General features: G+C 75.7%; 23 protein-coding genes and 3 pseudogenes. 10 read left to right on the top strand and 16 right to left on the bottom strand.

Translation table 11 applies throughout. From position 1 onward, the window contains the following. The first annotated feature begins 94 nt into the window (after positions 1–94). The 4 genes and pseudogenes from REH70_RS15050 to deoC all read left to right on the top strand — a co-directional run. Positions 95–1084 carry a hypothetical protein gene (locus tag REH70_RS15050; RefSeq protein ID WP_310748499.1) on the top strand — a complete coding sequence of 330 codons (990 nt, stop codon included), beginning with the start codon at positions 95–97 and terminating at the stop codon, positions 1082–1084. A gap of 97 nt (positions 1085–1181) precedes the next feature. Then, positions 1182–1409: a hypothetical protein gene (locus tag REH70_RS15045; protein WP_310748497.1), complete on the top strand. Its 228-nt coding sequence runs from the start codon at positions 1182–1184 to the stop codon at positions 1407–1409. 61 nt (positions 1410–1470) lie between these two features. Next, positions 1471–2580 carry an adenosine deaminase gene (locus tag REH70_RS15040; RefSeq protein WP_310748495.1) on the top strand — a complete coding sequence of 370 codons (1110 nt, stop codon included), beginning with the start codon at positions 1471–1473 and terminating at the stop codon, positions 2578–2580. Next, positions 2577–3230, top strand: a pseudogene (gene deoC / locus REH70_RS15035) (deoxyribose-phosphate aldolase); the annotation flags it as partial. The gene REH70_RS15040 and the pseudogene deoC, both read left to right, overlap by 4 nt. 190 nt (positions 3231–3420) lie before the next feature. Here deoC and REH70_RS15030 read toward each other — a convergent pair. After that, on the bottom strand, positions 3421–5286 hold the full coding sequence (locus tag REH70_RS15030; protein WP_310748492.1) for a phospho-sugar mutase: 1866 nt from the start codon (positions 5284–5286) through the stop codon (positions 3421–3423). Between the two features lie 3 nt (positions 5287–5289). Beyond that, entirely contained in the window at positions 5290–6135 is an 846-nt protein-coding gene (locus REH70_RS15025; protein WP_310748490.1) for a purine-nucleoside phosphorylase, read from the bottom strand. Positions 6136–6258: 123 nt separating this feature from the next. On the opposite strand from REH70_RS15025, the gene REH70_RS15020 reads away from it, so the two are divergent. Both REH70_RS15020 and REH70_RS15015 read left to right on the top strand, forming a co-directional pair. Continuing rightward, positions 6259–7734 (top strand): NAD(P)H-quinone dehydrogenase, encoded by a 1476-nt coding sequence (locus REH70_RS15020; RefSeq protein WP_396134547.1) that lies wholly within the window; start codon positions 6259–6261, stop codon positions 7732–7734. A 198-nt stretch (positions 7735–7932) separates the two neighbouring features. Continuing rightward, the gene (locus tag REH70_RS15015; protein ID WP_310748486.1) at positions 7933–8124 is read left to right on the top strand and encodes a hypothetical protein; all 192 of its coding nucleotides are present in this window, start codon (positions 7933–7935) and stop codon (positions 8122–8124) included. Between the two features lie 79 nt (positions 8125–8203). Here the strand turns inward: REH70_RS15015 and REH70_RS15010 are convergent, their stop codons facing one another. From REH70_RS15010 to REH70_RS14975, 8 genes and pseudogenes are all read right to left on the bottom strand, one after another. Continuing rightward, positions 8204–8707: a hypothetical protein gene (locus REH70_RS15010; protein ID WP_310748484.1), complete on the bottom strand. Its 504-nt coding sequence runs from the start codon at positions 8705–8707 to the stop codon at positions 8204–8206. Beyond that, complete coding sequence (locus REH70_RS15005) at positions 8698–9303, bottom strand: NUDIX hydrolase (protein ID WP_310748482.1); 606 nt, start codon at positions 9301–9303, stop codon at positions 8698–8700. Before REH70_RS15005 ends, REH70_RS15010 begins: the two co-directional genes overlap by 10 nt. Then, a complete protein-coding gene (locus REH70_RS15000; protein WP_310748480.1) occupies positions 9300–11084 on the bottom strand; it encodes a biotin carboxylase N-terminal domain-containing protein in 1785 nt (594 codons plus the stop codon). Before REH70_RS15000 ends, REH70_RS15005 begins: the two co-directional genes overlap by 4 nt. Positions 11085–11246: 162 nt before the next feature. Continuing rightward, a complete protein-coding gene (locus tag REH70_RS14995) occupies positions 11247–11957 on the bottom strand; it encodes a nucleoside triphosphate pyrophosphatase (RefSeq protein ID WP_310748478.1) in 711 nt (236 codons plus the stop codon). Next, positions 11954–13698: pseudogene (locus REH70_RS14990) on the bottom strand (DUF885 domain-containing protein). The gene REH70_RS14995 and the pseudogene REH70_RS14990 overlap by 4 nt, the downstream one beginning before the upstream one ends. A 74-nt stretch (positions 13699–13772) precedes the next feature. Next, positions 13773–14009, bottom strand: a complete 237-nt coding sequence (locus tag REH70_RS14985) for an acyl-CoA carboxylase epsilon subunit (protein ID WP_310748476.1) — start codon at positions 14007–14009, stop codon at positions 13773–13775. Then, positions 14006–14452, bottom strand: coding sequence for a hypothetical protein (locus tag REH70_RS14980; RefSeq protein WP_310748474.1), 447 nt, complete (start codon positions 14450–14452; stop codon positions 14006–14008). Before REH70_RS14980 ends, REH70_RS14985 begins: the two co-directional genes overlap by 4 nt. A gap of 87 nt (positions 14453–14539) precedes the next feature. Beyond that, positions 14540–16185: pseudogene (locus tag REH70_RS14975) on the bottom strand (acyl-CoA carboxylase subunit beta). A 180-nt stretch (positions 16186–16365) separates the two neighbouring features. Here REH70_RS14975 and REH70_RS14970 point away from each other — a divergent pair. Both REH70_RS14970 and REH70_RS14965 read left to right on the top strand, forming a co-directional pair. After that, complete coding sequence (locus tag REH70_RS14970; RefSeq protein WP_310748472.1) at positions 16366–17202, top strand: biotin--[acetyl-CoA-carboxylase] ligase; 837 nt, start codon at positions 16366–16368, stop codon at positions 17200–17202. Positions 17203–17296: 94 nt separating this feature from the next. After that, complete coding sequence (locus REH70_RS14965) at positions 17297–18388, top strand: adenylate/guanylate cyclase domain-containing protein (protein ID WP_310748470.1); 1092 nt, start codon at positions 17297–17299, stop codon at positions 18386–18388. A gap of 81 nt (positions 18389–18469) precedes the next feature. Here REH70_RS14965 and REH70_RS14960 read toward each other — a convergent pair whose 3' ends face one another. After that, complete coding sequence (locus REH70_RS14960; protein WP_310748468.1) at positions 18470–19210, bottom strand: SOS response-associated peptidase; 741 nt, start codon at positions 19208–19210, stop codon at positions 18470–18472. An 82-nt stretch (positions 19211–19292) separates the two neighbouring features. On the opposite strand from REH70_RS14960, the gene REH70_RS14955 reads away from it, so the two are divergent. Beyond that, on the top strand, positions 19293–20564 hold the full coding sequence (locus tag REH70_RS14955; RefSeq protein ID WP_310748465.1) for a multidrug effflux MFS transporter: 1272 nt from the start codon (positions 19293–19295) through the stop codon (positions 20562–20564). A gap of 78 nt (positions 20565–20642) precedes the next feature. Here REH70_RS14955 and REH70_RS14950 read toward each other — a convergent pair whose 3' ends face one another. The 4 genes from REH70_RS14950 to ppk2 all read right to left on the bottom strand — a co-directional run bounded on the left by REH70_RS14950 (position 20643) and on the right by ppk2 (position 22753). Further along, a complete protein-coding gene (locus tag REH70_RS14950; protein ID WP_310748463.1) occupies positions 20643–20771 on the bottom strand; it encodes a molybdopterin oxidoreductase in 129 nt (42 codons plus the stop codon). 79 nt (positions 20772–20850) lie between these two features. After that, positions 20851–21303: a hypothetical protein gene (locus REH70_RS14945; RefSeq protein WP_310748461.1), complete on the bottom strand. Its 453-nt coding sequence runs from the start codon at positions 21301–21303 to the stop codon at positions 20851–20853. A gap of 77 nt (positions 21304–21380) precedes the next feature. Further along, positions 21381–21563 carry a hypothetical protein gene (locus REH70_RS14940; RefSeq protein ID WP_310748459.1) on the bottom strand — a complete coding sequence of 61 codons (183 nt, stop codon included), beginning with the start codon at positions 21561–21563 and terminating at the stop codon, positions 21381–21383. A gap of 89 nt (positions 21564–21652) precedes the next feature. Then, positions 21653–22753, bottom strand: coding sequence for a polyphosphate kinase 2 (gene ppk2, locus REH70_RS14935; protein ID WP_310748457.1), 1101 nt, complete (start codon positions 22751–22753; stop codon positions 21653–21655). 188 nt (positions 22754–22941) lie between these two features. Here ppk2 and REH70_RS14930 point away from each other — a divergent pair, with 188 nt between their 5' ends. Beyond that, positions 22942–23481: a hypothetical protein gene (locus tag REH70_RS14930; protein WP_310748455.1), complete on the top strand. Its 540-nt coding sequence runs from the start codon at positions 22942–22944 to the stop codon at positions 23479–23481. 20 nt (positions 23482–23501) lie between these two features. Here the strand turns inward: REH70_RS14930 and REH70_RS14925 are convergent, their stop codons facing one another. After that, entirely contained in the window at positions 23502–24254 is a 753-nt protein-coding gene (locus REH70_RS14925; RefSeq protein ID WP_310748453.1) for a DUF2071 domain-containing protein, read from the bottom strand. Positions 24255–24283 lie beyond the last annotated feature (29 nt).

The following is a 24283-nucleotide window of genomic DNA, read 5'->3' as shown; positions in this document are numbered from 1 at the left end:
CACGCTGGCGCACCGGCTGGGCGGTCGCGCCGGCGGGCGGTCCGGTGCCCCGTCCACCGGGCGCCGGGCGCCGGGTGCGACGCCTGAGTGGTCGGTGGCGGGCACGGGCGCTGCTCCGCTGGCGGGCACGGACACGGGCACGGGCACGGCGCTGTCGGCGGGCACGGCCTCGGTCGCGCAGGCCGCGGCGGGCCGGGTGCGCGCCGGACTGGGCCCGACCGACCGTGGCCGGTACGACGCCCTGGTGACCGCCGCCGCGACCGGCGGTGACGCCGTCGCGAGCGTGCCCGCCCGTGCGCTGGCCGGTGGCGCGTCCGTCGACGCGATCGAGCGGCTCGCCGCGCTCTGGCCCACCCTGACCCGACGCGAGCGCTCCCAGGTGAGCGCGCCGCTGGGGCACGGCCGCCCCGGACCGCTCCGGGTCGGCGACGCCCCGGCGCGGCAGAGCGACGGCACCACGTGCGGGTCCACGGTCCTCGCGATGCTCGCGGCGGCGGGTGACCCGTTCCTCGCGCTCTGGCTGGTCACCGGCCGGCTCGTCGGCGGGCACGTGCCGCTCGAGGCGCGCGGCGTGGCCGCCGCGGAGTTGACCTCCGACGACGCCGCCGTCCGGTTCGCGGCGCTCCAGCGCGCCCTCAAGCGCGCGTCCACCCGGGGCGCGCTCGGGCCGCTGCCGTGGCCCGCGGCGCTCGGGACCCCGCCCTGGGGTGCCGCCCGGGTCGCGCGCTGGCCCGGGGTGCGGTTCACCCACCACGTCCTCGACGACACCGACGCCGGGCACCTGGCCGCCATGCTGGACCGCGCCGACACAGCACTCGCCGCCGGCGTCCCGGTCCCGCTGTTCACCGGCGGCGACCTGGGCCGCGGGGTGACGACCGCCGTGCCGCGCCACGTCGTCCTGCTCGTGCCGCCGGAGGGTCGTCCGGCACGGCCGGACGACGACCGCGCCACGTACGCCGTCCTGGAGCCGGGGCAGGGACGGGTGCACCGGATCACCCGCGAGGTGATGGCCACCCCCGGCGGACCGCACCCCGCCCTGGGCGGGTGGTCGCACGTGTGCTGGGCGCTGCTGCCCCGCACCTGACCGCGACGCCGTCCCGCTCGCCGCCTGGCAGGACCCGTCGTCACGGACCACGATGGAGGGGACCGAGCAGTCCCACCCCGCAGCACCTGGAGGAGCGATGAGCACCCTTCCCGGATCCGAGACGTGGCGAGACGCCGGCCTGGACCAGGTGGACCCCGGCGGCGACGTCGAGATCGCACCCGAGGCGATCGACGATCCGGCCGCCGAGCCGGACGAGTACGCCCCCGAGCCCCCGCTGCCGGACGTCGTCACCGAGGCGAACCCCGCCGACGTGACCGAGCAGGCGCAGACCGTCCCGCCGGACGAGCGCGAGGAGTACCCCTGACGGGTGGCGGCGGGCCGAGCCGGGTCGGCCCGCCGCAGGGGCGGCGGATAGGTTGGACCCCATGACGATCGACGAGTCCGCCATCCGCGCCCTGCCCAAGGTGGTGCTGCACGACCACCTCGACGGCGGGCTCCGCCCGGCGACCATCGTCGAGCTGGCCGCCGCCATCGGGCACACGCTGCCGGCCACCGACCCCGCCGAGCTCGGCGCCTGGTTCCTCCAGGCGGCGAGCTCGGGCACCCTCGAGCTGTACCTGGAGACGTTCGACCACACCATCGCGGTCATGCAGACCGCGGAGGGGCTGCGCCGGGTCGCCCGCGAGTCCGCCGTGGACCTCGCCGCCGACGGCGTCGTGTACGCCGAGCAGCGGTACGCCCCCGAGCAGCACCTGCAGCGCGGGCTGTCGCTGCAGGAGGTCGTGGACGCGGTGCAGGCCGGCTTCGCCGAGGGCGTCGCCGAGGCGGCCGCGGCGGGCCGCACCATCCGGATCGGGACGCTGATCACCGCCATGCGGCACGCCGACCGCGGCGACGAGATCGCGGCGCTCGCGCTCGCCAACCGGGACCGCGGCGTGGTCGGGTTCGACATCGCCGGCGCCGAGGTCGGCTTCCCGCCCTCGCGCCACGCCTCCGCCTTCCAGACCTTGCGCGAGGTGAGCTTCCCCGCGACCGTGCACGCCGGGGAGGCCGCGGGCCTGGAGTCGATCGCCGAGGCGCTGCACGTCGCCGGTGCGACGCGCCTGGGCCACGGCGTCCGCATCGCCGACGACGTCGAGGTCCTGCCGGCGGGCGACGGCGACGGCCCCCGCGCGCGGCTCGGCCACCTCGCCCACTGGGTGCGGGACCAGCAGGTGCCGCTCGAGCTGTGCCCGAGCTCGAACGTGCAGACCGGGGGCGCGCCGTCGATCGCGGAGCACCCGATCACGCTGCTCAAGGAGCTGGGCTTCGCGGTGACGGTGAACACCGACAACCGCCTGCAGTCCGGCACGACCCTCACCCGCGAGATGACGCTCCTCGTGCAGGAGGCGGGCTGGACGCTCGACGACCTGCGCGACGCGACCGTCACCGCGGCCTGGAACGCCTTCATCCACCACGACGAGCGCGAGGCGCTGGTCGAGCAGGTCGTCCTGCCCGGCTTCGCCGCGCGCGGGAACGGACGGCACCGCGCATGAGCGACCTCGACCGCACGGCCCTGGCGGGCCTCGTCGACCACACCCTCCTCAAGCCCGAGGCGACGCCCGACGACGTCGCCGCCCTCGTCGCCGAGGGGGCCCGGCTCGGCGTCTTCTCCGTGTGCGTCTCGCCGTCCATGCTGCCGCTCGACGCGCGCGGGCTGAAGGTCGCGACCGTGTGCGGCTTCCCGTCCGGCAAGCACCACAGCGACGTCAAGGCCGCCGAGGCGGCGCGCGCGGTGGCCGACGGCGCCGACGAGGTCGACATGGTCATCGACGTCGGTGCGGCCCGCGCGGGCCGGTTCGACGCCGTCGAGGCCGACATCGCGGCGGTCCGCGCCGCCGTACCGCCCCCGCACGTCCTCAAGGTCATCATCGAGTCCGCCGCCCTGGACGACGAGATGATCGTCGCGGTGTGCCGGGCCGCCGAGCGGGCCGGCGCCGACTTCGTCAAGACGTCCACCGGGTTCCACCCGGCCGGCGGCGCCACCGTGCACGCGGTCGAGCTCATGGCCGCGACCGTGGGTGGCCGGCTCGGCGTCAAGGCGTCCGGCGGGATCCGGACCACCCAGGACGCGCTGGCGATGGTGCAGGCCGGCGCGACCCGGTTGGGCCTGTCCGGCACCGCCGGCGTCCTCGCCGGCCTGGACGGCACCGGCGACGCCGCCGAAGCCGCCACCCCGCCCCCGGCGGCTCCGGCTACTGACGCCCCGCCCGCCACACCACCCCGCCGAGTGCGACGTTCCGCACGCTTCCGAGGCCGGGAAGGGTGCGGAACGTCGCACTCGGCTGGTCGGGTCCGGTGGTTGGGGTGCGGAACGTCGCACTCGGTGGATCGGGTCAGGCGGGGTCGAGGCCCAGCGCGTCGCTGAGGTCGGCACGCAGGGCGTCGAGTCGGTCACGGGCCGCGACGCGGGCCTGCGTCAGCGCGTCGTCGTCGGCGGTGGGGGAGACCGGCAGCACGACCTCGAGGTAGCACTTCACCTTGGGCTCGGTGCCGCTCGGCCGGACGACGACGCGGCTGCCGTCCGCGGCGAGCAGCCGGATGCCGTCGGTGGGTGGCAGCCCGTCCACGCCGTCGGACAGGTCGACGACCTCGGTGACCGGTGAGCCCGCCAGCGTGGTCGGCGGCGACTGCCGGACGCGGGCCATCGTCGCGCCGATCTGCGCGAGGTCGGCGAACCGGGCCGAGAGCTGGTCGGTCAGGTGGAGCCCGTGCTCGCGCGCCAGGTCGTCCAGCGCGCCGACGAGCGTGCGCCCGGCCGCGCGCAGGTCCGCGGCGAGCTCGGCGAGCAGCAGGGCGGCGCTGATGCCGTCCTTGTCCCGGACGAGCCCCGGCGCCACGCAGTACCCGAGCGCCTCCTCGTACCCGTAGGCCAGGCCCTCGGTGCGCGCGATCCACTTGAACCCGGTGAGGGTCGACGCGTGCCCCAGCCCGTGCGCCGCGGCGATCCGGCCCAGCAGGCGTGAGGACACGATGGAGCTGGCCAGGACGGGCGCCGGCGTCGCGGTGCCCGCGGAGCGGCCGCCACCACCCGCAGCGGCACGGTCGGCGAGGTGGGCGCCGAGCAGCGCACCGATCTCGTCGCCGTGCAGTGCCCGCCAGCCCTCCGCGGCCGCGGTGTCCGGGCCGTGGTGGGTGCGTGCCCGCAGGTCCACGACGGCCACCGCGCACCGGTCGGCGTCCGGGTCGTTGGCGATGACCAGGTCGGCCCGGACGGTCTGCGCGAGCCCGAGCGCGAGGTCCATCGCCCCGGGCTCCTCCGGGTTCGGGAACGCCACGGTCGGGAAGTCCGGGTCGGGGGCGGCCTGCTCGGCGACGACGTGCAGGTCGGTGAACCCGGCCGCACGCAGCACACGCTCGACGACGGCGCCACCGACGCCGTGCAGCGGCGTGAGCACGATCCGCAGGTCCCGGGGGCCACCGGGTGTGGCCAGCCCGGTCACCGCGGTCACGTAGTCGTCGACCACCGACGACGTCAGGACCGTCCACCCGGCGTCGGCACGCCGGACCGCGGCGACCGACGGGACGGCGGCGATCCGGGCGGCGATCTCGGCGTCGGCGGGCGGCACGATCTGCGCGCCCTGCCCGGCGCCGGTCGCGGCGCGTCCGCCGAGGTAGACCTTGTAGCCGTTGTCGCGGGCCGGGTTGTGGCTCGCGGTGACCATGACCCCGGCGTCGGCACCCAGGTGCCGGACGGCGAAGGCGAGCACCGGGGTGGGCAGCGGCTCGGGGAGCAGCGCGGAGTCGACCCCGGCGGCGACCATGACCGCCGCGGTGTCCCGCGCGAAGGCGGCCGATCCGTGCCGGGCGTCGTACCCGATGACGATGCGCGGCGCACCCCCGGCCGCGGCCCCGACGGTGTCCTGCAGGTAGCGGGCCAGCCCCGCCGCGGCGCGGATGACGACGGCCCGGTTCATCCGGTTCGGTCCGGCGCCGAGCGCGCCGCGCAGCCCCGCGGTGCCGAACTGCAGCGTGCCGTCGAACCGGTCGGCGAGCTCGCGGCGGGCGGCGTCGATGTCCATCCGCTCGATCCGGGCCGCGGGGTCGTCGCCCTCCGGCACGCGCCGGTCCGCGAGGTCCAGGAGGTCGCGCAGCTCCTGCGCGGTCGTCGCGTCGGGGTCGTCCGCGATCCAGCGACGTGCCTGCTCGGCCAGCTCCCGCCCGCTCGGCCGGTCGGTGGGCGCGGTGTCGGTCGTCGACATGGTCTAGAGCCTCCGGGTGATCTCGGCGAGGAGCGCGCTGATCCGCGGGCCGGCGTCGCGGCCGGCCTCGAGGACCTCCTCGTGCGACAGCGGCGTCGGGCTGATCCCCGCCGCGAGGTTGGTGACCAGGGAGATGCCGAGCACCTCGAGGCCCGCGTGCCGCGCCGCGATCGCCTCGAGCGTCGTCGACATGCCGACGAGGTCGCCGCCCAGCCGCGCCGCCATCCGCACCTCGGCCGGGGTCTCGTAGTGCGGGCCGCGGAACTGCACGTACACGCCCTCGTCCAGGCCGGGGTCGACCTCGCGTGCCACTGCGCGCAGGCGCGCGGAGTACAGGTCGGTGAGGTCGACGAACGTCGCCCCCTCGAGCGGCGACGTCGCGGTGAGGTTGAGGTGGTCGCTGATGAGCACCGGGGTCCCGGGCCCCCAGGCGGGGTTCAGGCCGCCGCACCCGTTGGTGAGGACGACGCTGCGGGCACCGGCCGCCGCGGCCGTCCGCACCCCGTGGACGACGCGGCGCACGCCCTTGCCCTCGTACAGGTGGGTGCGCGACCCGAGCACGAGCGCGTGCGCGTCGGTGCCGGTGATCCGCACCGACCGGGTGGTGCCGACGTGCCCGGCCACGGCCGGCGCCGAGAACCCGGGGATCTCGTGGCTCGGGACCTCGGCCACCGTCTCCCCGAGCAGGTCGGCCGCTCCGCCCCAGCCGGAGCCCAGCACGAGCGCGACGTCGTGCCGCTCGATCCCGGTCACCTCCGCCAGGTGCCGGGCGGCCGCGCGGGCCACGTCGAAGGGGTCGGACGTCGGGTCGTCGAGGTCGACGGCGCGGGGGTCGGTGGTCGCACTCATGCGCCGCAGGCTATCGGCCGACCGGTCCGCGGGTGTGCCGCACCGGGTCGGTGCCGACCCGTCCCTCCCGGGGAGGTCGGCCCCGCACCGGGTCGCGCGCCGGGCGCCGTCGGCCCTGGCACGATGGATGCCGTGAGCATCGAGTCCCAGGACCTGCAGAGCACGCGCGTCGTCATCATCGGGGGTGGCCCGGGTGGCTACGAGGCCGCCCTCGTCGCCAAGCGCTTCGGCGCGGAGGTGACCCTGGTCGAGCGGCAGGGCCTCGGTGGGTCGGCGGTCCTGACCGACGTCGTCCCGTCCAAGACCCTCATCGCGACCGCGGACTTCATGGCCCGGATGGACTCCGCGCCCGAGCTCGGCATCCGCGCCGCCGGGCACGCCCTGCGCTCCGCGGACGACGTCGCGTCCACCTACTCCGTCGACCTGGAGGCGGTGAACAGCCGTGTGCGCGCGCTCGCGGCCGCGCAGTCCGCCGACATCCGGACGCGCATCGAGCGCGAGGGCGTGCGCGTCGTCAACGGGCACGGCCGCCTCGACGGGCCGCAGCGCGTCGTCGTCCGCCCGGAGGCCGCGGACGGCGCCGCACCGGACGCCGGGGATGCGGCCGAGGAGGTGCTCGACGCCGACGTCGTACTCATCGCGACCGGCTCGACCCCGCGCGAGCTGCCCGAGGCGCGGGCCGACGGCGAGCGCATCCTCACCTGGACGCAGCTGTACCACCTCACCGCGATGCCCGAGAAGCTCATCGTGGTCGGCTCGGGGGTGACCGGCGCGGAGTTCGCCGGTGCCTACAACGCGCTGGGCGGCGAGGTCGTGCTGGTGTCGAGCCGCGACCGCGTGCTGCCGGGGGAGGACCCGGACGCCGCCGAGGTCATCGAGGAGGTCTTCAAGGGCCGGGGGATGACCGTGATGTCCCGCTCGCGGGCGCAGTCGGCCGTCCGGACCGCCGACGGCGTCGTGGTGACGCTCTCCGACGGCCGCACCGTCGAGGGGTCGCACGTGCTGCTCGCGGTCGGGTCCGTGCCGAACACGGCCGGCCTCGGATTGGAGGAGGCCGGGGTGCGGCTGGGGCCCGGCGGGCACGTCGTCGTCGACCGGGTGTCGCGGACCTCGGCGCGCGGCATCTACGCCGCCGGGGACTGCACCGGCGTCCTCCCGCTGGCGTCGGTCGCCGCGACGCAGGGCCGGGTCGCGATGGCGCACGCGCTGGGCGACGCGGTCGCGCCGCTGGACCTCAAGCACGTCTCGGCGAACATCTTCACCGCGCCCGAGATCGCGACCGTCGGCTACACCGAGGACGAGCTCAAGGCGATCGGCACCGCCTACGTGGTCAGCACGCTGCCGCTGAGCCGCAACCCGCGCGCCAAGATGACCGGGGCGCGGGTCGGCTTCATCAAGCTCTACGCGCACTCCGTGACGGGCATCGTGCTCGGCGGGGTCGTGGTGGCGGCGCGGGCGAGCGAGCTGATCTTCCCGATCACGCTGGCGATCTCCAACCGCCTGACCGTCGACCAGATGGCGGAGACGTCCACCGTCTACCCGTCGATGTCCGGGTCGATGGCCGAGGTCGCGCGCCTGCTGCACCAGCACCGCGTCTGACGGCGCGCCCCGTCGTGTGGCCGTCCGGCCCGTCGGCGGGCAGGGTGGGGTCATGCGTGAGAGCGAAAGCAAGGACCTGCGCGACGTCGACCGCGCGCACTTCAGCGTGGTCCTGGACGCCCAGAACCAGCGCCACCGCGGCGAGATGGTCCTCTACGGGGCCGGGCAGCCCATCCTGTACGCCCCCTGGGCCCGGCCGTGTGGGACCACGTCTTCCACGACCCCAACGTGTGGCACGAGCGCGACGAGCTCATGCGGCTCATCGCGTCGTTCGAGCTCGAGGTGCTCGGGCTCGCGCTGACCGGGCGGGCCGACGAGGAGCGCTTCATCCCGGCCGACGGCGGCGGCCCGCTGCTGTACAGCAGCACGGTCGAGCGCACCTGGGGCTGACCCGGGCGGGCCGGCGTCCCTGACCCGGGCAGGCCCGCCGATCGGGACGTGGGCCGGGGCTCGGCGTCAGAGCACCGCGTCAGAGCACCTTGCGGGCGGCGGCCTCGACCTGCAGGACGCCGTCGACCATCGCGACCCCGGTGAGCACGAGCCCGGGGACGCGCTTGTCCAGGACCCGCTGGACGTCGACGACGAGGCGCGGCTCGCCTCCCGGGCCGCGCTCGACGTCGAGCAGCCCCGTGGGCAGGCCGCGTGCGCGCAGGGCGGAGTTCGCGATCCCGGTGAGCAGCCCGAGCACGCGGTGCACCGGGACGGGCCCCGCCTGCACGGTCAGGTCGGCGGTGACGCGTCCCTGGCTGAACCCGACCAGGGTGCCGCCCAGCCGCACCACCGGGACCGCACGGGCGACCATCGCGAGCGCCTTGGGGGCGGTGACCGGGACGGCCGCGGCGGCGAGCTCGCGCAGGTCGAGCGACGCGTGGACGGTCGAGCCGGTGCAGCCGACGTCGCGCACCATCGCCGGCAGCGGCTTGCCGCGCAGGGCGATGTCGAGCATCTCGGTGAACGGCAGGGTCAGGTGCACGGGCTCTCCCCGGTGGTGGTCGGGTGCGTCGGGGCGGACTCGATGCGGGCACGCAGGTGCGGCCACGCCTCGCCGAAGGCGGTGAGCAGGGGCAGGTCGGCGACGTCGTCGGCGGCGACCCAGCGGACCTCGAGGCTCTCGGCGTCCGTCGCCGCCGGCTCGAAGGGGTGCAGCGCCTCGGCGAGCACGGTCGTGTAGCTCCAGGTGCCGTGGTCCAGCACGACCGACCCCAGGACGCGCGCGACGGAGCCCGGGATGCCGGCCTCCTCGGCGGACTCGCGCAGCGCGCCCTGCTCGGCCGACTCGTCCGGACCGATCGCGCCGCCGGGCACGCCCCACGTGCCGCCCTGGTCGCTCCACAGGGCGCGGTGCTGCAGGACGACGGCGTCGACCGCGCCGTCGGGCGTGCGGCGGGCCAGCAGCAGCCCCGCGGCGCCGTGCAGGCCCCAGTGCCGGCCTCCGCAGGCGCACTGCACCCACCCGTCGCCGGGGCGGCGGTGCGGGGCGGGTCCTGGCCGGGACACGGGGGCGTCCGGGATGGGGCGCCGCTCCGCGTCGGACGACGAGCCGTGGGAGGCGGGGTGGTGGGCCGTCACCCGACGATCTCGCAGATGGCGGTCCCCGCGCTCACGCTCGCACCGACACCGGCGGCCAGCCCGCTGATCCGGCCCGCGCGGTGCGCGACCAGCGGCTGCTCCATCTTCATCGCCTCGAGCACCACCACGAGGTCGCCCTCGGCCACCTCGGCGCCGTCGGCCACGGCGACCTTGACGATCGTGCCCTGCATGGGCGAGGCGAGGGTCGTGCCCGACGTCGTCGTGGACGTGCGGGCCGGGACGCGGCGCGCCGGCCGGCGCGCGCCGGTCCGGGTGCGGCCGCCGGCGAGGCTGAACCCGGCCGGCAGCACGACCTCGAGCCGCTTGCCGCCGACCTCGACGACGACGCGCTCGGTCTGCGCGGCCTCCGCCGGCTCCTCCGGGGCAGGCGCCGGCGTGCGGGAGCCGAGCGCGGCGAGCCGGTCGGCGAACGCGGTCTCGATCCACCGGGTGTGCACCGTGAACGGCTCGGCGGGGTCGGCCGGGACGAACGCGGGGTCGTCCAGGACGGCGCGGTGGAACGGCACGACCGTCGGGATGCCGGTGATCTCGAGCTCGGCGAGCGCCCGCCGCGCGCGCTCGACGGCCTGCGTCCGGGTCGCGCCGGTGACGATGAGCTTGGCGAGCATGGAGTCGAACGCCCCCGAGACGGTGTCGCCGGCGACGACGCCGGAGTCGACCCGCACGCCGGGCCCACCGGGCAGGCGCAGCGTCGTGATGCGGCCCGGTGCGGGCAGGAAGCCGGCGGCCGGGTCCTCGCCGTTGATCCGGAACTCGATGGAGTGCCCACGCGTGGCCACCTCGGTGTAGCCGAGCGGCTCACCGGCGGCGACCCGCAGCTGCTCGCGCACGAGGTCGATGCCGGTGACCTCCTCGGTGACCGGGTGCTCGACCTGCAGGCGGGTGTTGACCTCGAGGAAGGAGATGGTCCCGTCCAGGCCCACGAGGAACTCGCACGTCCCGGCGCCGACGTAGCCGGCCTCGCGCAGGATGGCCTGCGAGGCCGCCACGAGCTGGGCGTTCTGCGCGTCGGACAGGAACGGCGCGGGCGCCTCCTCGACGAGCTTCTGGTGGCGGCGCTGCAGCGAGCAGTCCCGGGTGCTGACCACGACGACGGTGCCGTGCGCGTCGGCCAGGCACTGGGTCTCCACGTGCCGCGGGTCGTCGAGGTAGCGCTCGACGAAGCACTCGCCGCGACCGAAGGCGGCGACGGCCTCGCGGACGGCGGAGTCGAACATCTCGTCGATCTCGTCGGCGGTGCGCGCGACCTTGAGGCCGCGGCCGCCGCCGCCGAAGGCGGCCTTGATCGCCACCGGCAGCCCGTGCTCGGCCGCGAAGGCGTGCACCTCGGACGCGTCCGCGACGGGGTCCGGGGTGCCGGCCACGAGCGGCGCACCGGCGCGCTGGGCGATGTGGCGGGCGCTGACCTTGTCCCCGAGCGCGTCGATCGCCGACGGCGGCGGTCCGACCCAGGTGAGCCCGGCCGCGAGGACGGCACGGGCGAAGTCGGCGTTCTCGGCGAGGAAGCCGTACCCGGGATGGACGGCGTCGGCGCCGCTGCGGCGGGCGACGTCGATCAGCTTGCCCGCGTCGAGGTACGTCTCGGCCGCACGGGCCCCGCCGAGGGCGAACGCCTCGTCGGCGAGGGTGACGTGCAGGGCCTCACGGTCGGAGTCGGCGTAGACGGCGACGGAGGCGATCGAGGCGTCCCGGCAGGCCCGGACGATGCGGACGGCGATCTCGCCGCGGTTGGCGACGAGGACCTTGGTGATGGCGGGCACGGCTCACCGTAACGCCCGTCGTGCGGCGCGCTCGTCCGGCGCGCAGCGCGGCGCCACATTTGCCGGATCCGCCCAACGGCGACGGGCGTGCTTTGTGCCCGGACGCCGATGACCGCCGATGACGACGTCGCACGGCCTGCGGAGCGACGCCGTCGGTTGTGCTCAGTCCACAACCGGCCACAGGTCGGGGACGGTCAGGCCGATCTGCCCGAGCAGCTCGCGCAGCAGCGGCAGGCTCACCCCGACGACCCCGTGGTGGTCCCCCTCGATGCCGGTGACGAAGGCGCCGCCGCGGCCGTCGATCGTGAACGCACCCGCGACCCGCAGGGGCTCACCGGTCGCCACGTAGGCGTCGATCTCGGCGTCGGACAGGTCCGCGAAGTGCACGACGGTCGACGACGTCGCCCCGAGCGTCCCGCCGGTCCCGCCGTGGGCGGCGTCGCGCTCGTCGACGAGCCAGTGCCCGGTGTGCAGCACCCCGGAGCGACCCCGCATCGCGCGCCAGCGCTGCGTCGCCTGGGCGGCGTCGGCGGGCTTGCCGTGGATGTCGCCGTTGATCTCGAGCATGGAGTCGCACCCGAGCACGACGAGGTCGCCGTCGGTGTCGTCCGGGTCGGCGGCGTCGGCGGACGACGCGGCATCCGCCGGTGGGGCGACGTCGTCGGCGCCGAGGGACCGGCTGACCCACTCCGCCTTGGCCTGGGCCAGCACGAGCACGGCGTCGGCGGGGTCGAGGGCGCCGAAGCGCTCGCGGGCCGAGGCCAGGACGGCGTCCTCGTCGACGCCCGACACCCGCACGAGCGGGTCGATGCCGAGCGAGCGCAGGGTCGCCAGACGCGCCGGGGACGCCGACCCGAGCAGCAGCCGGGTCATGCGAGGGCCTCGCGCAGCACGTCCAGGCCGACCGACCCCAGGCCCAGCGCCCGGGAGTGGAAGGCGCGCAGGTCGAGCCGCTCGCCGCGCGCCGACGCGGCGGCCGTGGCGTCGTCGCGGATCCCCTCCCACAGCCGCTGGCCGACCTTGTACGACGGCGCCTGCCCCGGCCAGCCGAGGTACCGGTCGAGCTCGAACCGCAGGAACGCCTCCGGCATGTTGACGTTCGCCAGCAGGAAGCGCCACGCCGTGTCCGCGTCCCACGTGCCGCCGCCCCACTCGGCGGGCGCGGGCAGGCCCAGGTGCACGCCGAGGTCGACGACCACGCGCGCCGCGCGCATCCGCTGGCCGTCGAGCATGCCGAGCCGGTCGCCCGGGTCGTCGAGGAAGCCCAGGTCGGCCATCAGCCGCTCGGCGTACAGCGCCCACCCCTCGCCGTGCCCGGACACCCAGCACGCGAGCCGGCGCCAGCGGTTGAGGGTCTCCCGCGCGACGACGGCCTGACCGATCTGCAGGTGGTGCCCCGGCACGCCCTCGTGGTAGACGGTCGTCTTCTCGCGCCACGTGTTGAACGCGGTGACCGACGGCGGCACGGACCACCACATGCGACCGGGCCGGGAGAAGTCGTCGCTCGGCCCGGTGTAGTAGATGCCGCCGGACTGCGTGGGCGCGATGCGGCACTCCAGGCGCAGCATCGGCTCCGGGATGTCGAAGTGCACCCCCGCGAGGGCGTCGACGGCGGCGTCGGACGTCACCTGCATCCACCTGCGCAGCGCGTCGGTGCCGTGCAGGGTGCGCTCGGGGTCGCGGTCCAGCGCCGCGACCGCCTGCCGGACGACGTCCTCGCCCGCGACGGCGTCGTCGCCGAGGATCTCCCGGGCGACGGCCTCCTGCTCGGCGACCACGCGCGCGAGCTCCTCCACGCCCCAGGCGTAGGTCTCGTCCAGGTCGACCGTGGCGCCGAGGAAGTACCGGGACCACAGCGCGTACCGCTCGCGCCCGACGGCGTCCTCGAGGGGGCCTGCGGGGCGAGCTCGTCGCGCAGGTAGCGCGCGAGGTCGGCGTACGCCTGGCGGGCCGCCGCGGCGCCGGTCTCGAGCTCGCGGCGCACGAGCGAGCACGCCGCGGAGTCGTCGAGCACCGCGTCGACCGGCGGGCCGCTGACGAGCCGGGAGAAGAACGAGCGGGCCGGGTCCGCGAGCTCCTCCGCCTGCGCGACGCCCTCGGTCACCTGACGCCGGGCCACGACCCGGCCCCGGCTCGCCGCCAGCCGCAGGGACTCGACGTAGCCGGCGGCCGCGGCGGGCAGCGCGTGCAGGCGCGCCGCGACGTTCTCCCACGCCTGCGGCGAGTCGGTGGGCATGGAGTCGAACACCTCGCGCAGCTCCTGCAGCGGTGACGCGATGACGTTGAGCGCCCCGAGCAGCTCACCGGCGTCGTGCAGCTCCAGCTCGAGGCCGATGCGCTCGCGCATCGCCGCCAGGGTGACGCGGTCGACGTCGTCCGCGGGCGTCTGCTGGTCGAGCTCGGCGAGGACGGCGCGGGCCGCGGCGGCGCGCTCCTCGTGCCCGGCTGGGGAGAAGTCGGTCATCCGGTCGTCGTGGCCCGGCAGGCCCATCGCGGTCGCCGCGATGGGGTCGAGCCGGGCGATCGTCTCGACGTACCGGTCGGCGACGGCGTCGACGGCGGTCGGGGTGCGGTGAGCCTGGTGCGGGGACGACGTCGTCGTCGGGGTGGTCATGGCGCAGAACCCTAATCGCGGGCCCCCGGACCGCGACCGCGCCGGTCGGCGCGCTATCCGCTACCCGCTACCCGCTACCCGCGCAGGCTCCAGCGCCACGCGTCCGGTCCGGCGACGGGCGTGCGCGGCGCGCCCCGCACCGTGCGGGACCGGTCGGTCCACGCGCTGCGGGCCGGCTCGGGCGCGGCGTCGTCCGCGGTCCCGACCGCGGCGAGGCCCGCGACCAGCGCGGCCAGCTCGACGTCGTCCGGGGTGCCCCGGACCACGTGCACGTGCGCGGCCCCGGTGGCCGGGGCGTCGTCGTCGGTCATGCGTCGTCCTCGTCGTCGTCGAACCCGTCGAAGTCGGCCGGCTCACCGCGCGAGGTGGCCCACTCGACGACGTCGAACCCCGCCTCGACCAGCCGCGCGACGAGCTCCTCGCCACCGCTGTCGAGCAGGTCCAGCACCGAGTCCATCGTGTGGTCGCTGGGACCCGTCGGCGGTCCGACGACGAATCCGAGGTGGAACGCCTCCGCCGCCGGCGGGGTGCCGGCCGCGTCGTCGGGCGCGTCGTCGTCACCCGCCTCGCCGTCCCAGGCGAGCGTCGTGAGGTCGGCGTGCATGCCGAGGTCCTCGTGGACGCGGTCGAACAGAGCCGCGTTGAGCGTGCCGATCCGCGACTCCAGCGCGAGCACGCGGGGGTCCTCGTCCGCCTCGTGCGCGCCGAACTCCGAGCGCACCCCGACCGCGGTGTCGACGTACTCGTGCAGCACCCGGGCCAGCTGGTCGACGGCGTCGTGCAGCCCGGCCGGGTCGACCGGGCCGAGCGGACGGTCGGAGTGCGGGGGTGGGGGTCTCGCTCACAGCGGGATGTTCCCGTGCTTCTTCGGCGGCAGGCTCGCCCGCTTGGTGCGCAGCAGCCGCAGCGCCTTGGAGATCTGCAGCCGGGTCTCGGACGGCTCGATCACCGCGTCGACGTACCCACGCTCCGCGGCGTCCCACGGGTTGACGATCGCCTCCTCGTACTCGCGGGTCAGCCGGGCCCGCTCGGCCTCGACGTCGCCGCCGGCGTCGGCGACCTTCTTCAGCGCCCCGCGCTGGAGGATGTTCACCGCGCCGCCCGCGCCCATCACCGCGATCTGCGCGGTCGGCCAGGCGAGGTTCACGTCCGCGCCGAGCTGCTTGGAGCCCATGACGATGTACGCCCCGCCGTACGCCTTGCGGGTGATCACCGTGACCAGCGGGACGGTGGCCTCGGCGTAGGCGTAGATGAGCTTGGCGCCGCGACGGATGATCCCGTTCCACTCCTGGTCGGTGCCGGGCAGGAAGCCGGGCACGTCGACGAACGTCAGCACCGGGATGTTGAACGCGTCGCAGGTCCGCACGAAGCGGGCGGCTTTCTCGGCGGCGTTGATGTCCAGCGTGCCGGCCATCTGCAGCGGCTGGTTCGCCACGATCCCGACCGGGTGGCCCTCCACGTGGCCGAAGCCGACGAGCACGTTGCGCGCGTACAGCGGCTGCACCTCGAGCAGGACGCCGTCGTCCAGCACGTGCTCGACGACCGTGCGCATGTTGTACGGCTGGTTGTCCGAGTCCGGCACGAGCGTGTCGAGCTCGAGGTCCGCGTCCGTGGTCTCCAGCGGCAGGGGCTCGCCCTCGTGGTAGGTCGGCGGGTCGGTGAGGTTGTTCGCCGGCAGGTAGGACAGCAGCTGCTTGACGTAGTCGATCGCGTCGTCCTCGTCCGCCGCGAGGTAGTGCGCGACGCCCGAGCGCTCGTTGTGCGTCTGCGCGCCGCCGAGCTCCTCGAAGCCGACGTCCTCACCGGTGACCGCGCGGATGACGTCCGGGCCGGTGATGAACATGTTCGAGGTCTTGTCCGCCATGACGATGAAGTCCGTCAGCGCGGGGAGTACACCGCGCCGCCCGCGCTCGGCCCGAGGATGAGGGAGATCTGCGGGATCACGCCGGACGCCGCGACGTTGCGGCGGAAGATCTCCGCGAACTGCGTCAGCCCGGCGACGCCCTCCTGGATGCGTGCCCCTCCGCCGTCGGAGATGCCGACCAGCGGGACGCCGGTGCGCAGCGCCAGGTCCATGACCTTGGTGATCTTCTGCCCGTGCACCTCGCCGAGGGACCCGCCGAACACGGTGAAGTCCTGGGAGTAGACGGCGACCGGCCGGCCGTCGACCGTCCCGTGCCCGACGACGACGCCGTCCCCGTCGACGCGCTTCTTCTCCAGCCCGAACTTCGTCGACCGGTGCCGGGCGAAGGCGTCGAGCTCGACGAACGAGCCCGGGTCCAGCAGCGCGTCGATGCGCTCGCGGGCGGTCTTCTTGCCGCGGGCGTGCTGCTTCTCGACGGCGGTCGCCTCCGGGGTCACGGTGGCGGCCTCGATCCGGGCGCGCAGGTCGGCGACCTTGTCCGCCGTGCTGCTCGGCGTTCCGGTCGCGCTGTCGGGCGCCGGGCTGGATGCCGTGCCGGCGGGGGCGGAGGCTGCGTGGGTCACCGTTCGAGACTAGTTGGGCGCGGCACGGACGTCGGGTGGAGGGCACGGACCGCGTTGACGGCCGGGTCCCGTGGGAACCCCACAACGGACGGCGGCCCGCCACCGTCCGGGGGAGGATGGAGGCATGACCACCGACCCGCCGCGTCCCGCCGCCGACCTCGACCCCGGCGTCCCCTGCGGGTGGACGTGCTGCGGGACCGGCTCCTGGCGCCGGTCGGCCCGGTCGACCGGCTGGACGTCACCGAGCGCACCGGCTCGACCAACACCGACCTCGCCGCCGCGGTCCGGGCGCACCCCGGTGGGTGGGACGGGGTCGCGGTCCTGGTCACCGAGCACCAGGTGGACGGCCGCGGGCGGTCGGGGCGCGGCTGGCAGACGCCGGTCGGTGCCGCGCTGACGTTCTCGGTCGCCGTCCGCCCCGCCGCGCCGGCCGCGACGTGGGGATGGCTCCCGCTGCTCGTGGGGCTCGGCGCGGTCACGGCGCTGCGGTCGGTCGCCGGGGTGCCGGCGACCCTGAAGTGGCCCAACGACCTCATGGTCGACGTGCCCGGTGCGGAGGACCTCGAGGGCTGGGGCACCCAGCGCAAGCTCGGCGGCATCCTCGTCGAGCTCGTCAGCGGGCCCACCGGCCCGGTCGCGATCGTCGGTGTCGGGATCAACGTCGCGCAGACCCCGGACGAGCTCCCGGTCGCCACCGCGCAGTCCCTGCAGGGCGTCGGAGCTGCCGCCGTCGACCGCGAGGAGCTGCTGGTCGCGCTCGTGGAGACGTTCGCCGGCCTGCGGCGACGCTGGGAGGCGACCGGGGGTGACGTCGTCGCGGCCGGGCTCGCGGACGAGGTGGTGGCCGCGTGCACCACGATCGGTCGGTCGGTGCGCGTGGAGCTGCCCGGCGGCGAGCACGTCACCGGGCTCGCGACCGGGCTGGCGGTCGACGGTGCGCTGCGCGTGCGGGACGCGGCCGGGTCCGAGCGGTCGGTGCGGGCCGGGGACGTCCGGCACGTGCGCGCGGCGCCCTGACCAGCCGGTCCGCGACCCGCGCGTCCGCACGTCGGCTCGCCGCCGTCGCCCGTCCGGGTGACGTTCGCCACGGACGGTGAACTAGCCTGGCCGCGTGCCAGACGACGCCGCTCAGGACAGGGGACAGATTCCCGCGACGGGGCCGTCGACGGTGGACGGCATCGAGACGGCGCTGCTCGGCGGCGAGCGGACGCTGACCCTGCGTGACCTCGTGGACCGCGCCGGCCCCGGGGTGCGGCCGGAGGACGTCCAGCTGTTCTGGCGCACCCTCGGTCTGCCGCACGCGGACACCGACGCGCGCCTCTTCACCGCCGACGACGCCGCCGCGGTCGCCCGGATCGCCGAGCTCGAGCGGTCCGGCCAGGTCGAGCGCCCCACGTCGGTGACGCTGACCCGCGCGCTGGGGCACACGTGCGAGCGCCTCGTGCTGTGGCAGGTCGAGGCCCTGGTCGAGGACGTCGCCCAGCGCCGGCACCTGGACGACACGAGCGCCCGCCTCGTGGTCCTCGACCAGCTCGACGGCCTCGCGCCCATGCTCGAGGCGCAGCTCGTGCACTCCTGGCGGCGGCACCTGGCGGCCATCGCCGGCCGGTTCGCGGCGGAGTTCGGCGAGGCGCGCAGCACGGGTGAGGTCGACCCGTCGGCCCTGCCGCTCGCCCGCTCGGTGGGCTTCGCGGACATGGTGTCGTTCACACGCCGGACCGCGGGCCTGGGGTCGACCGACCTGTCCGCATTCGTCCAGCGCTTCGAGACCGCGGTGCGGGACATCGTCGCCGCCGAGGGCGGTCGCGTGGTCAAGACCATCGGTGACGCCGTCCTGTTCGTCGCCGACGACGTCGTCGCCGGTGCGCGGGTTGCCGTCGGGCTGGCCAGAGAGCTCGGCGGCGAGCTGGACGTCGAGGCGGTCAAGGAGCAGGGCGGCCTCGCGGAGGGCGCGCGTGGCGTGACGCCGGTCCGCGTCGGGTTCGTCCAGGGGCGCGTGCTGTCCCGCTTCGGTGACGTGTTCGGTGCGTCGGTCAACGTCGCCGCGCGGCTCACCGACATCGCCCAGCCCAGCACCGTCCTGACCGACGAGCCGACCGCGGCGCTGCTCGCGGGCGACGACCGGTTCGTGCTCGAGCCGCAGGAGCCGCGCGAGCTCGCGGGGCTCGGCACCGTCGCACCCGTGCTGGTGCGCGGGGCCTGACCGGCGACCGGCGCGCCCCGGCGACCGTGCGCTCGTGCAGGACGACGGACGGGCGCGCCAGAGTCGCGGCGTGGGCGCAGGTCAGGCGGGATCGACGGGCCGGATGAGCTCCGGGCCGTCGTTGCGGACCGCGTTCACGGCGGTCGAGACCGGGGTGGCCTGGAGCTCGGGCGCGGGCGTGGTCAGCAGGCGGGCGGCACCCTCGGCGTCGACGGCCGGGTCGAGCCAGGCGTCCCAGGCGTCCGGCAGCAGCATGATCGGCTGCCGGTCGTGGATGTGCCCCATCGCGTCGACGGCCGTCGTGGTGATGACGGTCGTCGTCACGAGCCACCGGTCGGGATCGTCGTCGTCCTTGGCGGGGTCCTTCCAGAACTCGTACAGCCCCGCCATCGCGAGCGGCGACCCGTCGGCGGGGTGCAGGTAGAAGGGCTGCTTCGTCCGGCGCGGCGCTCCCTCGGGCGGTGGCTGCCACTCGTAGTAGCCGTCGGCCGGCAGCAGGGCCCGGCGCACCGCCATGGCGCGCTTGAACGCCGGCTTGGTCGTCACCGTCTCGGCGCGCGCGTTGATCATGCGCGACCCGATCGACGGGTCCTTCGCCCACGACGGCACCAGGCCCCACCGCGCCAGGCGCAGGCTGCGCTCGAGCGCGCCCTGGGACCCGTCGGCGAGCCGCTCCGGCCGTTCGACCACCATGCGCACGCCGTCGGTCGGGGCGACGTTCCACGACGGAGGCAGGAGCCGGACGTCGTCGGCCACCGACTCCAGCGCGAAGGTGTCGGCGAGGTCCTGGGCCTGGCGGAACGAGGCGTAGCGGCCGCACATGCGCCCAGCCTGCCACCGTCGTGGCGGTCACCAGGGTCGTATCGATTCGACCGATGGTGGGACCGGTGGGAGGATGGCAGCGATGAGCACCACCGACGCGCCTCGGAGCGCGTACCAGCCCAACGCCCGCTACATCCTCATGCTCGGCGCGATGACGGCGCTGCCGGCCGTCGCGACCGACATCTACCTGCCGTCGCTGCCGGAGGTGGCGCAGGACTTCGGGACCACGGCGACCGCGGTGCAGCTGACGATGACGGCGACCCTGATCGGCGGCGCCTTCGGCCAGCTCGTCGTCGGCCCGCTGTCGGACAAGTACGGTCGCCGGCTGCCCGTGCTCGTCGGGTTGACCCTGCACGTCGTCACCTCGCTGCTGTGCGCGATCGCCCCCGGCATCGGCTCGCTCATCGCGCTGCGCGCGCTGCAGGGGTTCTTCAACGCCTCCGCGACCGTCGTCGCCATGGCGGTCATCCGGGACCGGTTCGTCGGTGCGGACGCGTCCCGGCTCATCTCGCGGCTCATGCTCGTGATCGGCGTCGCACCGCTGTTCGCCCCGTCCCTCGGGGGGCTGATCGCCGGCCAGTGGGGGTGGCGCGCGGTGTTCGTGGCGCTCGCGCTGTTCGGCGTGGCGCTGTGGCTCCTGGTGTTCCTGCGGCTGCCGGAGACGCTGCCCGCAGAGCGGCGGCGCACGGGCGGCCTGCGGTCCGCGCTCGGCGGCTACCGGGCGCTCCTGCGCGACGGGCACTTCGTCGCGCTCGCGGTCCTGCCGGGGCTCGCGATGGCGGTGCTGTTCGCCTACGTCGTCGGCTCGCCGTTCGTGCTGCGCGAGCAGTACGGGTTGAGCGCGCAGATGTTCGCGCTGCTGTTCGCCGTGAACGGCATCGGCCTCGTCGCGGGTGCCCAGGTGAACGCCTACCTCGTGCAGCGGGTGGCCCCGATCCGCATCCTGCGGGTCGCGCTGCCCGCGGTGGCCGTGCTCGCACTGGTCCTGCTGGTCGTCGTGGTGACCGACCTGGGCGGCCTCGCCGGCGTGCTCGTGGTGCTGTTCGTCCTGCTGTCGCTCATCAACCTCATCGCCCCCAACGCCTCGGCGCTGGCCCTGAGCCGGCACGGGGAGAGGGCCGGGACGGCTGCCGCGTTCATCGGGTCGCTGCAGGCCGGCGTCGCCGGTGCCGTCAGCCCGCTCGTCGGCGTGCTCGGCGGGGACGCGCGCGGGATGTCGCTGGTGATGGCGGGCAGCGCGGCGGCCGCGGTCGCCGTCCTCGCGATCGCGACCCCGGCCTACCGGTCGGGCGGCTGGCACGCGACCGACCGCGCGGCGGACCCCACACGCGCCGAGGCGGCGTCGGCGGAGTAGCGCGCGCCGGGGCGCGATCGGCGGAGCAGCGCGCGTCGGGGCGCCGTCGGCGCGGGAACGAGCGGCGGCCGGGCCGTGTCAGCCGAGGCCGGCCGCGCCGGCGAGGCCGCCGGCCAGCACCAGCACCAGGGACGCCCACGCGCCGACCGTCCACCAGACGGTGGTCGCCTCCTGCGGCTGGGGCCGCGGGCCCTCGTGGTGCGTCATGTCTCGATGATCGGCCGAGGTCCGGGCGGGCGGGAGCGATCCGCGCGCACGGCACCCGGTCGCGCCGGGTGAAAAGCGGTCAGCCGGCCTCGCGCAGCCGGGCTGCGAGGTCGTCGACGGCCCGGGCGAGGTCCTCGAGCCCGGACGCCGCGGCGCCGTCGACCGAGCCCGCCGCCTCGTCGAGGCGCGCGCGGGCGTCGGCGAGCGCCTGCTCCGCCTGCGTGCGCGCCGCCTCCGCGTCCGCCGGGACGGACTCGTCCAGCGCACGGGTGGCCTGGTCGAGCGCCTCGGACGACGAGCGGACGGCGTCCTCGACGGTGGAGCGTGCCCCCGGCGCGACGTCGTCGAGCCAGGTGGCGGCGCCGTCGACGGCTGCGCGGGCCTCGTCGGCCGCCGCGCGGGCGCCGTCCACGGCGGAGTCGATCGAGGCGCGGAGGTCCCCGACGTCGGGCGTCGGGCCCGAGCAGCCGGCGAGCACGCCGAACGCGAGGGCGCCGACGGTGAGGGCGACGGTCGTACGGGGCGTGCGCATGGGTACCTCCCGGGTCAAGGTGCCCATCATCCTCCGTCCGCGGGGTGCTGACGTGCCGGCACCCCGCGGCGCCGTCGTCAGTGCCGGGCGACGGCCTGGCTCGGGGCGGGGACGGTCCGGACGGGACCGGTCCGCCCGGGATCGGTCCGGGCGGGAGCCCGCGCGGCGCGACGGCGCCCGCCGCGCTCCAGCCCTTCGGCCGCGAGGCCCGCCACCACGAGCGCCACCCAGAACAGCTCCGCGAGCGAGATCGACTCCATGCGACAGGTGTACCGAGCACGGGCCAACACCCGGTGAACGACGGCGCGCCGGCGCGTGAAGAGTGGGGAGCGCCGCGGGGCCGCCCGCCTCAGCGAGGGGCGTCGTCGTCGGCGCCGGACGTCCGGGCCCGGACCTCGTCCTCGCCGCTCTCGAACAGCTCCCGCGCGGGACCGACGATCCACGGGTCCGGCGTCCCGACGACGGCGTGGTTCTTGTCGGTGTAGTCGAAGCGCGCGAGCACGTGCCGCATGGCCTCGAGGCGGGCGCGCTTCTTGTCGTTGCTCTTCACGACCGTCCACGGCGCGTGCTCGGTGTCCGTGCGGGCGAACATCTCCTCCTTCGCCTCGGTGTAGGCCCCCCAGCGGTCCAACGACTCGAGGTCCATCGGGGAGAGCTTCCACTGCCGCACGGGGTCGATCTGGCGGATGAGGAAGCGGGTGCGCTGCTCGGCCTGCGAGACCGAGAACCAGAACTTCACGAGGTGGATCCCGGAGTCGATGAGCACCCGCTCGAGCTCCGGGGCCTGCCGCATGAACTGGTGGTACTCGTCCGGCGTCGCGAACCCCATGACGCGCTCCACGCCGGCGCGGTTGTACCAGGACCGGTCGAACATGACGATCTCGCCGGCCGCGGGCAGGTGCGCGATGTACCGCTGGAAGTACCACTGCGTGCTCTCGCGCTCGCTGGGCTTCTCCAGGGCGACCGTGCGGGCGCCGCGGGGGTTGAGGTGCTCGGTGAAGCGCTTGATGGTGCCGCCCTTGCCGGCGGCGTCCCGGCCCTCGAACAGGATGACGAGGCGCTCGCCGCTGTCCTTGACCCAGCCCTGCAGCTTGAGCAGCTCGATCTGCAGGGAGCGCTTGACGACGTCGTACTCCCGGCGGGTCATCCGCTCCGGGTAGGGGTACCCCTCCCGCCAGGTGTCGACGATGCTGCCGTCCGGGCGCAGCAGCACGGGCTCACCCTCGTCGTCGATGTCGACCCGGAACTGCGCCAGGGCCGCGCGCAGGTCGCTCGGGAGCGAGCCGTCGATGGCGCCGACCCGGGCGCTCTCGGCAGCGCGGGACAGCTCGGCCTCCAGGCGCGGGACGTGCGGGTGAGCGGCGTCGTCGGGCGGGTGCGACGTCGGCGTCGCGGACCCGACATCGTCGGTGTCGGTGTCGGTGTCGGTGTCGGTGTCGGTGTCCGGCATCGTGCCTCCTCGGGTGGTCCGCGCGTCGGCGGATGTCGCGACTCCGGTGTACCCGACGCCGGCCCGCGGCGCCCGGCGAGGTGCCGCCCGGTCGACGGGGGTCGGGTGGGGCGCGTGGACCACGGTCGCGTGTCGGTGGTCCGGGGAGGGTGGCGTCGAGGACACTCGGGAGCCGGGCGAGGAGAGCCATGCCGCAGCAGCTGATGTGCACCGACCGCACGGTGATCACCGCCTACGAGGCGGCGGAGGACGCGTACTTCACCTGGCTCGACGACGTCACCGACCACCTGCGCGACCTCGGCGCCGACCCCGCCGCGGTGCGGGCGTTCTACTCCCACGACGGCTACACGACCATCGCGGTCCCCGTGATCGACCCCGTCCCGGCCGGCTGGGAGGTGCACCGGTCCGGCGTCGCGCTGGCGCCGGTGCCGGGCGTCGCGGGGGACCGCGCGCGCGAGTGGCTGGACCGCTGGGAGAGCCGACCCGAGCCCGTCCGCGCCCTCGTGGCCCACGGCCTGCCGCCGCTGACGTTCACACCCGGGTTCGCGGGGACGGCCGGGGTGCTCGGCCGCCCCGTCGAGCACGTCTTCGACGACGTCGTCGTGGTCACCAGCGCGCGGGCCGACCGGTTCGAGGGCCGGGTCGGCGCTGCGTGGAGCCCGATCCCGGCCGCGCTGTTCGACGCCATCCTGACCGAGCACGGGGTCACGCCGAGCGTGGCTGCCTGACCCACGCCGCGCCGCCCACGTCAGGCCCGGACCGGGCGTCGTGCGTCGTGCGGGGCGGCGAACACCGCCCGCACACCGGCCGAGTACAGCACCGAGTCCGGGGGCCGCTCGCCGAGCCCGGGGACTCCGCACGCCTCGACCAGGGTCTCGTCGAGGTGCAGCAGCTCGGCGTGCTGCAGCGGCCACGTCTCGTGGCTGTTGGGGACGTGGAGCGTGCGGCCGAACGCCCGGGTGTGCAGCCCCCACCGGCCGGTGAGGAAGTCACGCAGCGGGTCGCCCGCGGCCAGCGGGGCCCCGGGCCGGACGACGACCCGGGTGGCCGCGGTGCGGGGGCCGGGCCAGCGCCGCCGCGAGGAGTAGGTCAGCGCGCCGTCCGCCGCCTCGACCCGCATCCGTGCCCAGGTGGACGGCAGCGCGAACGCCGCGCGGGCGCCCAGGACGACGGCCAGCCGGGAGGCCTCGAGCGTGCGGAAGACGACGCCGCGACGCCCGCGCTCGTCCACCGAGTACAGGCGCACGTTGGTCTCGGCGAACGTCCCGAGCCACGGCACCGCCGGTCCGCGACCGATACCCGCACCCACCATCCGGAACGGGATCAGACCCACCCAGCTGGATCCGTCGTGCACGTCCGGCCGCGTCCCCGCGGGCAGGAGCGGGGCGACGGACCCGGGAGTGACCCGCCAGTGGAGGAAGGTCACGTCGCGCCACGCCTGGCTCATGATCCGCACGCCGGAGAGGTCGGGGGCCGTCGCGGTCACGGGCTGCAGGGACATGCCGCCACTGTGTGCCCCCGGCGGACGAG

The sequence above is a fragment of the Cellulomonas sp. ATA003 genome, assembly GCF_031582905.1.
Taxonomy (GTDB): domain Bacteria; phylum Actinomycetota; class Actinomycetes; order Actinomycetales; family Cellulomonadaceae; genus Pengzhenrongella.
Note: the sequence above shows the minus strand (reverse complement) of the source record. Positions and strands in the feature narration are given on the sequence as shown.